Source organism: Pseudonocardia acidicola, assembly GCF_012911935.1.
Classification (GTDB): Bacteria; Actinomycetota; Actinomycetes; order Mycobacteriales; family Pseudonocardiaceae; genus Pseudonocardia; species Pseudonocardia acidicola.
The window spans coordinates 1-13,437 of the sequence record NZ_JAAXLA010000117.1 but is presented as its reverse complement, the minus strand read 5'-3'; the positions used below and the strand labels follow the sequence as shown (position 1 = coordinate 13,437).

Annotated in this window: 12 protein-coding genes; 8 read left to right on the top strand and 4 right to left on the bottom strand. The window is 73.8% G+C overall.

Annotation, left to right across the window (positions count from 1 at the left end; all coding sequences use genetic code 11):
* The 4 genes from HF526_RS32885 to HF526_RS32870 all read left to right on the top strand — a co-directional run.
* Positions 1-444: NlpC/P60 family protein (locus HF526_RS32885; protein ID WP_169385561.1), on the top strand; the 444-nt coding region annotated here is incomplete at its 5' end.
* A 105-nt stretch (positions 445-549) separates the two neighbouring features.
* A complete protein-coding gene (locus HF526_RS32880) occupies positions 550-1,260 on the top strand; it encodes an SDR family oxidoreductase (protein ID WP_169385560.1) in 711 nt (236 codons plus the stop codon).
* Positions 1,261-1,333: 73 nt separating this feature from the next.
* Positions 1,334-2,095, top strand: a complete 762-nt coding sequence (locus HF526_RS32875) for a UPF0158 family protein (RefSeq protein WP_169385559.1) — start codon at positions 1,334-1,336, stop codon at positions 2,093-2,095.
* A complete protein-coding gene (locus HF526_RS32870; RefSeq protein WP_211178152.1) occupies positions 2,092-2,535 on the top strand; it encodes a HEPN domain-containing protein in 444 nt (147 codons plus the stop codon). Before HF526_RS32875 ends, HF526_RS32870 begins: the two co-directional genes overlap by 4 nt.
* Here the strand turns inward: HF526_RS32870 and leuS are convergent.
* Complete coding sequence (gene leuS, locus HF526_RS32865) at positions 2,519-5,443, bottom strand: leucine--tRNA ligase (protein WP_169385558.1); 2,925 nt, start codon at positions 5,441-5,443, stop codon at positions 2,519-2,521. The two genes, HF526_RS32870 and leuS, sit on opposite strands and share 17 nt — an antisense overlap.
* A 243-nt stretch (positions 5,444-5,686) precedes the next feature.
* On the opposite strand from leuS, the gene HF526_RS32860 reads away from it, so the two are divergent.
* The gene (locus tag HF526_RS32860; RefSeq protein WP_169385557.1) at positions 5,687-6,175 is read left to right on the top strand and encodes an SdpI family protein; all 489 of its coding nucleotides are present in this window, start codon (positions 5,687-5,689) and stop codon (positions 6,173-6,175) included.
* Between the two features lie 298 nt (positions 6,176-6,473).
* Here HF526_RS32860 and HF526_RS32855 read toward each other — a convergent pair whose 3' ends face one another.
* Together HF526_RS32855 and HF526_RS32850 are read right to left on the bottom strand one after the other, a co-directional pair.
* The gene (locus HF526_RS32855; RefSeq protein WP_169385556.1) at positions 6,474-6,728 is read right to left on the bottom strand and encodes a (Fe-S)-binding protein; all 255 of its coding nucleotides are present in this window, start codon (positions 6,726-6,728) and stop codon (positions 6,474-6,476) included.
* Between the two features lie 158 nt (positions 6,729-6,886).
* Positions 6,887-7,480, bottom strand: coding sequence for a YqgE/AlgH family protein (locus HF526_RS32850; RefSeq protein WP_169385555.1), 594 nt, complete (start codon positions 7,478-7,480; stop codon positions 6,887-6,889).
* Positions 7,481-7,523: 43 nt separating this feature from the next.
* On the opposite strand from HF526_RS32850, the gene HF526_RS32845 reads away from it, so the two are divergent.
* The gene (locus HF526_RS32845; protein WP_169385554.1) at positions 7,524-8,879 is read left to right on the top strand and encodes an MFS transporter; all 1,356 of its coding nucleotides are present in this window, start codon (positions 7,524-7,526) and stop codon (positions 8,877-8,879) included.
* A gap of 31 nt (positions 8,880-8,910) precedes the next feature.
* Here HF526_RS32845 and HF526_RS32840 read toward each other — a convergent pair whose 3' ends face one another.
* Complete coding sequence (locus HF526_RS32840) at positions 8,911-10,347, bottom strand: CCA tRNA nucleotidyltransferase (protein ID WP_239029442.1); 1,437 nt, start codon at positions 10,345-10,347, stop codon at positions 8,911-8,913.
* A gap of 227 nt (positions 10,348-10,574) precedes the next feature.
* On the opposite strand from HF526_RS32840, the gene HF526_RS32835 reads away from it, so the two are divergent.
* Together HF526_RS32835 and HF526_RS32830 are read left to right on the top strand one after the other, a co-directional pair.
* Positions 10,575-11,069, top strand: coding sequence for an NUDIX hydrolase (locus tag HF526_RS32835; RefSeq protein ID WP_169385553.1), 495 nt, complete (start codon positions 10,575-10,577; stop codon positions 11,067-11,069).
* Positions 11,066-13,437, top strand: a 2,372-nt coding sequence (locus HF526_RS32830; protein ID WP_169385552.1) for a DUF6049 family protein, incomplete at its 3' end; no start/stop codon positions are given. The genes HF526_RS32835 and HF526_RS32830, both read left to right, overlap by 4 nt.

Genomic DNA, 13,437 nt, shown 5'->3' with positions numbered 1-13,437 from the left:
GCCCCCGTCGCGGCCGCCGCCCCCGCTCTCGTCACCAGCGAGATCCGCACCGTCGCGCTGAGCGCCCCCGCCGCCGCCGTGGGCGGTGCCGTACCGGCCATCGCTCGCGCCTCCGCTGTGCAGAACGCGCTCGGCAAGCTGGGCGCCCCCTACCGCTGGGGTGCGACCGGCCCGTCCGCCTTCGACTGCTCCGGCCTCGTCAAGTGGGCCTTCGCAGGCACCGGCATCTCCCTGCCGCGCACCAGCCGCGCCATGTCCGCCGTCGGGACCCCCGTCTCCAAGGCCGACCTGCGGCCCGGCGACCTGGTCTTCTTCTACCGGCCGGTCAGCCACGTCGCGATCTACATCGGCAACGGCAAGGTGGTGCACGCCAGCACCGCCGGCCAGCCCGTCAAGATCAGCGACATGAACCGGATGCCGTTCAACTCCGCGCGCCGGGTTTGACCCCGACGCGCCGCGCAGGCGCCGGACCGGTCACCCCCCTTCCGGCCGGTCCGGCGCTGTCACACGACAGGCGGGGATGATCGCGGCTGCGTAGAGTTCCGGGATGTGAGTGAGTCCGCTGACGCGACCGGCACCCGACCTCTCGCCCTCGTCACGGGTGCGTCCCGGGGCATCGGCGCGGCGGTCGCCAGGGCCCTCGCCCCCCGCTACGACCTGCTGCTCGGGGGCCGCGACGAGGCCGCCCTCTCCGAGCTCGCGGCCGAACTGCCGGGAGCGCACCCGTGGCCGGTCGAGCTGACCGACGCCGACGCGCTGGCCACGGCCACCGCCGGCATCGACCGACTCGACGTGCTGGTGCACTCCGCGGGCGTCGGCCTGCTCGGCACCGTCGCCGAGACCGACGCCGAGACGTGGCGGCGCCAGTTCGACGTGAACGTCGTCGCCGTGGCCGAGCTGACCCGGCTGCTGCTGCCCGCGCTCCGAGCCGCCCGCGGCGACGTCGTGCTGATCAACTCCGGTTCCGGGTTCACCGCGCGGGCCGGCTGGGGCTCCTACGCCGCCAGCAAGTTCGCATTGCGCGCCTTCGCCGACGCGCTGCGCGCCGAGGAGGCAGGCCACGGCCTGCGCGTCACCTCGGTGCATCCCGGGCGGGTCGACACCGAGATGCAGCGCGGCGTCGTCGAGCACGAGGGCGGGGAGTACGACACCGGCAGGTACCTGCGCCCGGAGTCCGTGGCCGGGGCGGTGCTGCTCGCGGTCACCGCACCCGACGACGCAGTGCTCACCGAGGTCGTGCTGCGCCCGGCGGGGGCCTGAAGGGCGCTCGCCCGCGACGGATCCGTCCCGTCATGTGGTCGTGTTGCGGCGATCACGCCGCTAGCATCCGATCGTGCTGGATCCGAACCTTGTGGATCTCGACGAACTGTGCTCAGCCCTCGACGACCACCGAGCCGGGAGCACCTGGTGGGTCGACCCGGTCACCGGCCGGATCCGGTCGCATGCCGCCGATGACGACCCGGGCACCGATCCGGCCGACGCCGGCTGGGTACGGATCACGCCGACCGAGTCCCACGAGAGCTACCGCGACATGGCGGAGTTCGTCGCGGCCGTCCAGCACCGCCGGGCCGCCGACCTGCTGGACCGGGCGATCACCGGGCGCGGGGCGTTCAGGCGGTTCAAGGACACCCTGTTCGAGTTCCCCGAGCTGCGCGACCGGTGGTTCCGCTTCCGGGACGCGCGGTCCCGGCGACGGGCCCTGCACTGGCTGGCCCGCAGTGGGCTGGTCTCGCACGAGGACGCGGAGCGCGCGGCCGCACGTCATCCCGACCCCACGCAGGAGGACGAGGACCTCGCAGCGGCCGTCGCCGTCGACCTCGGGTTGCTCTACGGGGACCGGCTGTTGCAACTGCTGGTGTTCGGGGCGTGGGCGCGCGACGACGACCCCGGGGACGCCGACCTCGAACTCCTCGTCGTGCTGACCGACCTGCACTCGGTGTGGGAGGAACTGCGGCGGATGGACGACGTGCTCTGGCGGCACACCGAACGGTCCCGGATCGGAATCGTCGCGCTGCCGGTGAGCCGGTCCGAACTGGACCGGCCGGCGACGCCGGCGCTGCTGCGGGCGAAGACCGAGGCAGTGCTCCTCGCATGACGGCGGGGATCGACCGCGCCCGCGAGGATCTCGCCGCCGCACGGCTGCTGGACGACAACGGGTTCGCCGCCCAGGCGGTGTCCCAGGCCTACCAGGCCGCTCGGCGTGCCGCCGAGGACGCCCTGCTGCTGCTCGGCAGGACCGCGGCACCGTCCTCCGCCGTGGTGTCGGCCTTCGTCCGGCACGTCGTCCGGGAACGCGGGATCGACCCGGAGGCGGGCCGGCTGCTGCGCTCCCTGTTCAACCGGCACCGGCAGGTGGACCACGCGTACGACGTGCCCCCCGCGGAGGCGACGAGCGCGATCCGGGACGCCACCGGCGTCGTGGACATCGTCGGCGCGTGGATCGACACGTCGATCCGGGTCATGGAGGAGCGGGGGAGCCGCCCGGGGCACAGTCCCCCGCACCCGTCCACGAAACCCGTCAGACGACGATGTTGACCAACCGGCCGGGCACGACGATCACCTTCCGCGGCTCCCTGCCGTCCACCATGGCGACGATCTTCTCCTCGCCCAGCGCGGCCGCCTTCACCGTCTCCACGTCGGCGTCGGCCGCCACCGTGATCCGGGACCGGACCTTGCCGTTGACCTGGATCGGGTATTCGACCGAGTCGGCCACCAGGTACCGCTCGTCGGCCACCGGGAACGGTCCGTGCGCCAGCGTCGTGTCGTGGCCCAGGACGGACCACAACTCCTCGGCGATGTGCGGGGTCAGCGGGGCCAGCATCAGCACCAGCGGCTCGGCGACCGAGCGCGGGACACCGGTCGGCGCGCCGGGGCCGTACACCTTCGTCAGGTGGTTGTTCAGCTCGATCAGCTTGGCCGCCGCGGTGTTGTAGTGCAGCGCCGCGTAGTCGGCGTGCACACCGGAGATCGTGCGGTGCAGCAGGCGCAGCGTCTCGGGCTCGACAGTGCCGTTCTCGCTGACCCGGGACTCGCCGGTCTGCTCGTCGACCAGGTTGCGCCAGACCCGCTGCAGGAACCGCTGCGAGCCGACGACGTCCCGGGTCGACCACGGCCGGGAGACCTCCATCGGACCGGTGGACATCTCGTAGAGCCGGAACGTGTCGGCGCCGTAGCGCTCGCTGATCTCGTCGGGCGTCACCACGTTGCGCAGCGACTTGCCCATCTTCCCGTACTCCCGGTTGACGGGCTGACCGTTCCACGTGAAACGCGGCTCGCCGTCGACCAGTTCTTCGACGACCTCCTCGGCGGGAACGTACGTCCCCCGGGCGTCGGTGTAGGCGTAGGCCTGGATGTAGCCCTGGTTGAACAGCCGCCGGAACGGCTCCTCGGAGCTGACGTGGCCCAGGTCGTAGAGCACCTTGTGCCAGAACCGCGCGTACAGCAGGTGCAGCACCGCGTGCTCCACGCCGCCGACGTACAGGTCGACCCCGCCCGGGTCGTCCGCGGCGCGGGCGGGGTCCTTGCCCAGCCAGTACCGCTCGACCTCCGGGTCGACGAACCGCTGGTCGTTCTGCGGGTCCAGGTAGCGCAGGTAGTACCAGCACGAACCGGCCCACTGCGGCATCGTGTTGGTCTCGCGGCGGTAGCGCTGCGGGCCGTTGCCGAGATCCAGCTCGACGTTCACCCAGTCCTCGGCCCGCGACAGCGGCGGCTCCGGCTCGGTGTCGGCGGCCTCGGGGTCGTAGGTCTTGGGGGAGTAGTCGGCAATCTCGGGCAGCTCGACCGGCAGCTCCGACTCGGGCAGCGCGACCGGCAGCCCGTCGGCGTCCCAGGCGACCGGGAACGGCTCGCCCCAGTACCGCTGCCGGGAGAACAGCCAGTCACGCAGCTTGTACTGCGTCTGCGCCTTGCCCGCGCCCTTCGCGACCAGCCACTCGGTGATCGCCGCCTTGGCCTCGGCCACCCCCAGCCCGTTCAGGCTGATCTCGTCGTTGGCCGAGTTGATCGCCGGGCCCTCGCCGGTGAACGCCTCGCCGCCGGCCTCCTCGAAGCCCTCGCTCGGCTGCACCGTGCGCACGATCGGCAGCCCGAAGGCCGTCGCGAAGTCCCAGTCGCGCTGGTCCTGCGCGGGAACCGCCATGATCGCGCCGGTGCCGTAGCCCATCAGCACGTAGTCGGCGATGAAGATCGGGATCTGCCGGCCGTTGACCGGGTTGGTCGCGTACGCGCCGGTGAATACACCGGTCTTGTCCTTGTTCTCCTGGCGGTCCAGCTCGGACTTGCGCGCGGCGGCGTCCCGGTAGGCGGCCACCGCTTCGGCCGGGGTCGCGGCGCCTCCGGTCCACCGCTCGTCGGTGCCCTCCGGCCACTGCGCGGGGACGAGCTGCTCGACCAGCGGGTGCTCGGGGGCCAGCACCATGTAGGTGGCCCCGAACAGCGTGTCCGGGCGGGTGGTGAAGACGTCGATGCCGGGCTCGACACCGGCCACCGGGAACCGGACCAGAGCGCCCTGCGAGCGGCCGATCCAGTTGCGCTGCATGGCCTTCACCGACTCGGGCCAGTCCAGCCGGTCCAGATCGGACGCCAGCCGGTCGGCGTACGCGGTGATCCGCATCATCCACTGCTTGAGGTTGCGCCGGAACACGGGGAAGTTGCCCCGCTCACTGCGCCCCTCGGCGGTGACCTCCTCGTTGGCCAGGACCGTGCCCAGCCCGGGGCACCAGTTCACCGGCGCCTCGGAGATGTAGGCCAGCCGGTAGGAGTCGATGATCCGGCGCTGCTCGACGCTGGTCAGCTCTTCCCACGCCCGCCCGTCCGGCGTGCTCCGTGCGCCTTCCGCGAACTGTGCCTCCAGCTCGCTGATCGGGCGGGCCCGCTGTGCGTCCTCGTCGTACCAGGCGTTGTAGATCTGCAGGAAGATCCACTGCGTCCAGCGGTAGAAGTCGACGTCGGTGGTGGCCACCGAGCGGCGCTGGTCGTGGCCCAGGCCCAGCTGGCGCAACTGGGCCTTGTAGCGCTCGATGTTCGCCTCGGTGGTGGTCCGCGGGTGCGTGCCGGTCTGCACCGCGTACTGCTCGGCGGGCAGGCCGAACGCGTCGAAGCCCATCGTGTGCAGCACGTTGTGCCCGGTCATCCGCAGATAGCGGCCCAGCACATCGGTGCCGATGAAGCCCAGCGGGTGCCCGACGTGCAGACCCGCGCCCGAGGGGTACGGGAACATGTCCAGCAGGTAGACCTTCTCGCCGCTGACCTGATCCGGCTCGGCCCACGGACCCGACGGGTTCGGGGCGTGGAAGGTGCCCTCGGCCTCCCAGCGGTCCTGCCACTTGCGCTCGATGTCGCCGGCCAGCGCCGCGCCGTAGCGGTACGGCGGGGTGTCCTGCCCACCGCCCTCGGCGCCGGCGCGCTCGGCGGCCGGCTGCGTGCTGGTGTCCGTGCTCATGTCCCGCTCACCTCGAGGAAGAAAATCGTGACGGCCGTGAAAGCAAGGGACCCCTCTTGCCGATCGGCATGAGGGGTCGCCGTGCCGGGTAGCGCTCGGGTCGGCTCAGTCCGGCACGGCCTCGACGCCGAGGACCCGCGTGCGGGGTCGAGCATCGGCAGGGAGTCGGCGGGCCGTCCACACGCCATCCAGCGTAACGCCGCTGGCCGGAGGGGTGCGAATGGGTTGGCCTACGCTGACGGGGTGCCGCTGTCCGTCCGCCTGATCGTCGGTCTCGTCCTGGTTCTCGCCGGTGTGCTGCTGGTCACCGTCGCCGTGCTCGGCGCCCGCTCCCGGCTGCCCCGCAACCGGTTCGCCGGGGTGCGCACGGCTGCGACCATGCGGTCGGAGAAGACCTTCGCGCTGGCCAACCGGGTCGCCGCACCGCTCGCCGGGGCGGCCGGTGCCGTCGCAGTCGCCGGTGGCGCGGCGATCCTCGCCGGTGCGCCGGGTGCGCTGGGCTGGGTGGTGCTCGCGGTCACCGCGGCCGGCACCCTGGTGCTGGCCGGTCTGGGCGGCGCGCTGGGCGACCGAGCCGCGGCCCGGCTCGCGGCCGCCGAACCCGACCCGCCGGCCTGCGGCGGGATGTGCGCCGGCTGCGACCTGGTGGCCGGGTGCCGGCCGGCCGCCGAGCAGGCCCCCGCGGAGCAGGCCGAGCCGCAGCAGGTCGAGCAGCCGTCGGCCCAGGGCTGAGGCCGCTACCGGCCCGGGAGCCCGGGTCACCCGTGGACGGGCCCGCGACCTCCGTGGTGATCCAGCCGTCGTAGGAACCGCCGGGTCGGTATTCGACCACCGCACCGTCGAGGGTGACCTCGGCGAACGGCCCGGCCGGGGGCGACGGGCTACGGAACCGGACGTCCGGCCATGGCGCCATCTACCTGGAGGTCACCGGGGGATGCTCTGTGGCCTACGGAAACCGCCGACTCACCCTCCCGGAAGTGCCGACTCGCGGGTTCGCGCGTAGGGGCGGCCGCGCGCGGCCAACCGACGATCAGGCGGACGAGCCCTTCCTCCACCACGACCGCCGCCGGGTCCGGGCACCGCTCGCGACGAACCGGCGGCACGACGCCGCGCCGCAGATCCCGCAGTCACTGCCGGGCCGGTAGTGGTCGTGCGCCTGCGGACCGTGCCCGCACCGGCACAGCGGACCCTCGACCGCCCGCGGGTCGACCTCGGTGACCCGTGGTCCGGTTCCCCCCGCCGCCCGCTGGAAGGTCTCCGCGATCCGCTGGATGGTGATGCTCATCCGTCTGCTCCCCGCCGCCGGCCCGGCCCTCGTCGACCGCGCTCCTACCGGAGTACTCGCCGCAGGTCGGCGCACCGTATCGACGGTCTGTGGAAATCATCAATACTGGTGAACGGGCCATACTGGTGAAACGGGCCGCCGCGGGGATCGGCCGGGAATCAGTTCAGCCCGATCTCGGCCGGGAACGTGGCCAGCAGGGCCAGCGGAACGCCCTGGCGGCGCAGCACCCGCCCCCACAGATCGGCGTGGTGCCCGGTCAGCACGTCGTCCGGGAGCGCCGGCACGATGATCCAGTCGCCGCGGTCGATCTCGTCGGCGAGCTGTCCGGCGTCCCAGCCCGCATAGCCGGCGAACACCCGCAGCCCCCGCAACCGGGGCGCGAGCGCTGCCGGATCGCTGTCCAGGTCGACGAGCGCGACCGGCCGGCGAACCGCGACCAGCCCGGGGAGCCCGTACATGTCCTGCCCGGTCCGCAGCGCCGCCAGGCACAGCGCGGTGCGGGAGTCGACCGGACCACCGACGAACACCGCGTGCGGCTGCGACGCCAGCGGCGCCCACGCCGGCAGCACCTCGCGGACCTCCACCTCGCTGGGCCGATTCAGCACGACGCCGAGGCTGCCCTGCCCCCGATGCTCGATCATGTACACGACCGTGCGCCGGAAATTGGGGTCGCTGAGACCCGGTGACGCCACCAGAAGGGTCCCCGGCGCCACCGGCGTAGAGGCACCGGCGCCGGCGCGGTCGTCCCTCACCGGTCCATCGTCGCACCCCTCGCGGCGCAGTAGCCTTCAGGTCATGCCCGCGTCGCCCCTGACTCCGGCGGGGGACGTCGGGCACGCCCCGGCTCCCACGTCGGAGACGCCCGCCCGCCCGGAGCGGCTGGGCTTCGGCCGGCTGCTGCGCACGAGCGGTTTCCGCAGGCTGCTGGCGGTACGGCTGGCCGCGCAATGGGGCGACGGGATGTTCCAGGCCGCGCTCGGCGGCGCCGTGCTGTTCAACCCGGAACGGCAGGCCGATCCGCTGGCGGTCGCCGCCGGGCTGGCTGTGATCCTGCTCCCGTACTCGGTGATCGGGCCGTTCGCCGGGGCGTTGCTCGACCGCTGGGACCGCCGCCGCGTCCTGGTGGTCGCCAACCTGCTCCGCGCGGTACTCGTCCTCGGCGTCGCGTTCATGGTCGGGACCGGTGCCGGCGGCGCCCCGCTGTATCTGGGCGCGCTCGCCGTCGCCGGGGTGAGCCGGTTCGTCCTCTCCGGCCTGTCGGCCTCGCTGCCGCACGTCGTGCAGCGCCGGCATCTGGTCGAGGCCAACGTCGTCGCGGCCACCGCGGGCGCCGCCGTCGCCGCGCTGGGTGGGGCCACCGCGATCGGGTTGCGCGTCGTGTTCGGCGCCGGCGACACGGGGTCGGCGCTGACCACGACGGTCGCGGTCACCGGTTCCGTGCTGGCCGCGGTGATCGCCTCCCGGTTCCGGCGCCGGCTGCTCGGGCCCGACGAGACCGACGAGCCGAGCCGGGCCGTGCTCGCCGTCGCGCGCGGGCTGGCCGACGGCGCCAGGGCGACCGCGGCCACCCCGTCCGTCGCCGGGTCGTTCCTGGCGCTGGCCGCGCACCGGCTCGCGTTCGGCATCAGCACGCTCGTCTCACTGATGCTGTTCCGCTACGGCTTCACCGGCCACGGCGTGTTCCGGTCGGGCATGGCCGGGCTCGGGGAGGCCGTGGTGCTGGCCGCCCTCGGACTCGGCGCGGCCGGGCTGCTCACCCCCTGGCTGGTGCACCGGATGGGCCGGCCTCGCACCGTGCGGCTCGCCCTGCTCGCCGCCGCGGCCACCCAGCTCGGGCTCGCCGCCGTGTTGACGCTGCCGGCGGTGCTGGCCGCCGCGTTCCTGCTCGGCACCGCGGGGCAGGTCGTGAAGCTGTGCGCCGACGCGGGGGTGCAGAGCGAGGCGGGCGACGCCGTGCGCGGACGGGTGTTCGCGCTCTACGACGCCGTGTTCAACGTCTGCTATGTGGTGGCGATCGCCGCCACCGCGCTGCTCAGCCCACGCGACGGCCGGGCGCCGGCGCTGATGGTCGCCGCGGCGGTCGTCTACGCGCTGGGGCTGCTGGCACACGACTGGCAGCTGCGCCGGGCACGGGCGGGCGCCACCGGCTGAGCGCGCCCCGGGCCACCGACGGGGAAGGGACTCAGCTCTCGCGCTCGATGCCGTTCTCCGCCGCCCACCGCCGCAGCTCCGCCCCGGCCTCGTCGGCGGACAGCGGGCCGCGCTCCATCCGCAGCGCCAGCAGGTGCTTGTAGGCCTTGCCGACCAGCGGGCCCGGCGGGATCCCGAGCAGCTTCATGATCGCGTTGCCGTCGAGATCGGGGCGGATCGCGTCGAGCTCCTCCTGCTTGCGCAGCTCGGCGATCCGTTCCTCGAGCGAGTCGTAGCTGCGCTGCAGCGCGGCGGCGCGGCGCCGGTTGCGGGTCGTGCAGTCCGAGCGGACGAGCTTGTGCAGCCGGTCCAGCAGCGGCCCCGCGTCGGTGACGTACCGGCGGACCGCCGAGTCGCTCCACTCACCCTTGCCGTAGCCGTGGAAGCGCAGGTGCAGGTAGACGAGCTGGGCCACCTCGTCGACGATCGCCTTCGGATAGCGCAGGTCACGCAGCCGCTTGCGCGCCATCTTGGCCCCGACCACCTCGTGGTGGTGGAAGCTGACCCGTCCGTCCGGCTCCTTGCGCCGGGTCGGCGGCTTGCCGATGTCGTGCAGCAGGGCGGCCAGCCGCAACACCAGGTCGGGCCCGTCGGTCTCGCGCTCGATCGCCTGCTCCATCACGACCAGCGAGTGCGTGTAGACGTCCTTGTGCTGCATGTGCTCGTCGATGGCCAGCCGCATGGCCGGTACCTCGGGCAGCACGTGCTCGGCCAGCCCGGTGTCGACCATCAGCTCGATGGCGCGCCGCGGGTGCGCACCGAGCATCAGCTTCGTCAGCTCCGCCTGGACGCGCTCCTTCGTGATCCGGGCCAGCTCTCCCGACATCGCGGTCATCGCCTCGAGCACCCGCGGGGCGGGCGTGAAGCCCAGCTGGGAGACGAATCGGGCGGCCCGCAGCATCCGCAGTGGGTCGTCGGCGAAGGAGTCCTCGGGCGCGGCCGGGGTGTCCAAGGTGCCGGCGGCCAGCGCGGCGAGCCCGCCGTGCGGGTCGATGAAGGACCGCTCCCCACCCGGACCGGTCAGCTGCACCGCCATCGCGTTCACCGTGAAGTCCCGGCGGACCAGGTCACCCTCGATGCTGTCGCCGAAGGCCACGACGGGTTTGCGGCCGACCCGGTCGTAGGCGTCGGCCCGGAAGGTCGTGATCTCCAGGGTCTGTCCCTGGCGGCGGGCACCGACCGTGCCGAACTCGATGCCGGTCTCCCACACGGCATCGGCCCAGCCGGAGAGGATCTCCAGCACGGCGTCCGGGCGGGCGTCGGTGGTGAAGTCCAGGTCGGTGCCGCCCCGACCGAGCAGCGCGTCACGCACGCTGCCGCCGACCAGGTACAGCCGGTACCCGGCCGCGACGAACCGCGCGGCCAGCTCATCGGCGACCGGCGCGATGTCGAGCAGCTCCACGACCGCATTCTCCTGTTCGCGGTGCAGCGCCGCCCGTGCCTCCGTCGACGACGCGTCCGATGAAGCCGCGGACACGGGTCGCGCCTGCGCGGACTCGGTCGGCGCGGCCGACACCGCGGAGCCGGGGATCAACAACGGAGAAGACACGGCGGGCCAGTGTAGGCGGCGCCCCGGTGTGACCGCGTCGCAGTTCCGCGCCGGGCCGTCACGGCGCGTGCGCGGTGAGCCGCCCGCACGCTCGTTACCATCGCCACATGTCCACCTCCCGCGGCCGTTCGGGAGGGCGCCGCGCGGGTCGCCCTCAGGACCGGCGGCGACGGTTGCGGACGGTGGACGAGACGTCGGCCGGCGGCTTGGTGGTCGATCACCTGCACGGCACGGCGGCGGTCATCGGCCGTTTGGACCGGCGCGGTCGGCTGCTCTGGTCACTGCCCAAGGGCCATATCGAGGCCGGTGAGACGGCCGAACAGGCGGCGGTGCGCGAGGTCGAAGAGGAAACGGGCATCATCGGTCGCGTGGTCGCACCCCTTGGCACCATCGACTTCTGGTTCGTCGCCGAGGACCGCCGTGTGCACAAGACCGTGCACCACTTCCTGCTGCGGGCCCTCGGCGGCGAGCTGTCCGACTCCGACGTCGAGGTCTCCGAGGTGGCCTGGGTGCCGCTGGACGAGCTCGAGTCCCGACTGGCCTACGCCGACGAACGCCGGTTGATCCGACGGGCCACCGAGTTGTTGGAGGAGACGGCGTGAGGCCGATCGCGGCCCTGGTCGCGATCGCGGTGCTACTGCTCACCGGTCCACTCACCGGCTCGGCACTCGCTGCGCCCGCCGATGCCCCGGTCACGGGCTCCGGCACCGCCGTCCCGGGCGTGACCCCGGACGGCGGCGGCCCGCTGCAGCTCGACCTGACCCAGCTCACCCCGCGGCTGGTGAACGCGGACGGACCGAACACGATCACGGTCGAGGGCACCCTCACCAACACCGGAACCAGCCCGGTGGACCAGCTCGCGATCCGGTTGCAGCGCGGGGACGCGCTGCGCACCGAGGGCGACCTGCGCACCGCGCTGGACGGCCGGGCCCCGACCGACACCGTGACCCCCCAGTTCATCGACCTGCCCGGTGAACTGGCCCCCGGGGCCCGGATGCCGGTCCAGTTCACCGTCCCACTGCGGGGCGACGCGAACACCGGTCTCGCGCTCTCCCACGCCGGCGTCTACGAGCTGCTGGTGAACGTGAACGGGGTGCCGCAGGACGGTACGCGGGCCCGGCTGGCCGCGGTCCGGATGCTGCTCCCGGTGCTGTCGCTGCCGCCGGATCCGGCCGCGGCCGCCGCAGCCGTGCCCGCCGACACCGGCCGGGCGCCGACGCCGTTCACCCTGCTCTATCCGATCGTGGACACCCCCCGCCTGCTGCCGACCGTGCCCGGCGAGGTCCCGACGCTCACCGACGACGACCTCGCCGCGTCGTTCGCTCCGACCGGGCGGCTCGGCGGCCTGGTCACCGCCCTCGCGCAGCGCGCCCCGGTCGGCTCCCGGCTGCGCGACGCGACCTGCGTGGCGGTGGACCCGGAACTGCTGGAGACGGCCGCCGCGATGCGCGGCGGCTACCAGGTGCGCGCCCCGGACGGCACGGTGACGCCGGGACGCGGCGCCGAGGTCGCCGGGCAATGGCTGGACTCCCTGGCCGCGGTGGTCCGGGGTGGTTGCCTGCTCGCCCTGCCCTACGCCGACGCCGACCTGGTCGCGCTGACCCGCGGCGGCCTCGCCCCGCTCGCCGCCCGGGCCGTGGTCGACGGCCGCGCCCTGACCGCGCAACTGCTCGGGACGCCTCCGCTGCCGAGCACGCTGTGGCCCACCGACGGCCTGCTCGACGAGCCCACGCTGGGCGCCGTCGGGGCCGGGAGTCCGGGCGCGTCGTCGACCGTCGTGCTCTCCGCGGAAGGCATCGAACAGGACCGTTCCAGCCGCACCAGCGGCGTGGTCTCGGTCGCTGCCGCGCCGGCCCGGCAGGTGGGCGTGCTGACCGACCCGCTGCTGACGCTCGCCGCCACCGGTCCCGCCGGACCCGACACCGGCAGCACGGGGCCGAGCAGCGCCGTCCCGGCCACCAGCGCACCGGCCGGGACCTCCGCCCCGCTGTCCACGCAGGACACGATCGGGGCGCTGGTCTACCGCGCCGAGACCGGCCCGGCGGCCGCCGGCACGGGACCGATGGTGCTCGCCCCGCCGCACCAGTGGGCCGCCGACGGGGTCGGCGCCGACGCCCTGCTGACCGCCGCCGGCCAGCTCATCGACGACGGCAGGCTGGCGCCACGTGGGCTCGGCACGATCGGCGCCGGCGCGGCCGGCACCGACGACAACCGGCTCTTCTACCCGCTGCGGGCCGGCGCCCAGGAGATCCCGCCGGCGGTCATCGACACCGTGCGCACGACCGGTGACGACATCGCCCGGTTGCGCGCCTCCTCCGAGAACGAGCCGGGAGTCGGGGCCACCCCGGCCGCCGTGTTCGATCCGATGCTGCGCGGGACACTGCGCGCGACGTCATCGGCCTGGCGCGGGCAGCCGCAGCTGGCCCAGCAGGCCGCGGACCTGACCACCGGCCGGATCACGGAGCTGCGGTCCTCGGTCCGGGTGCTGGAGCCGCCGAGCCCGTACTCGCTGGGCACGACCGACGCCCCGTTGCTGCTCACGCTGGCAAACGGTCTGCCGGTGACGATGCGGGTGCGCGTCGAGCTGGCCAGTACCGCGGGGTTGCGGGTCGCGCCGATCCCCGAGCAACGGGTGCCGCCGCTGGGCCGGATCCAGGTGCGGGTCAGCGCCCAGGTGACCCGCTCCGGGCAGTTCACCGTCGACGCCACGGTGCGCACCCGCGACGGCGGTCCGCTCGGTCCACCGAGCCGCCTGCAAGTGCGCTCGACCGCTTACGGCACCATCACCGTGTGGCTGACAGCGACCGCGGGGGCACTGCTCGTGGTTCTGGCCGCGCGCCGGATCCTGCGCCGGGCCCGCGGAGAGCAGGGCAAGCCCGCGGTCCCGCGCCCCGGCCCGCCGGACCCGGGGCCCCCGGGCCCGACCCCCGCGGAGCGGGCGCAGCCCCCGACCCTCGCGCCGCTGGAGCC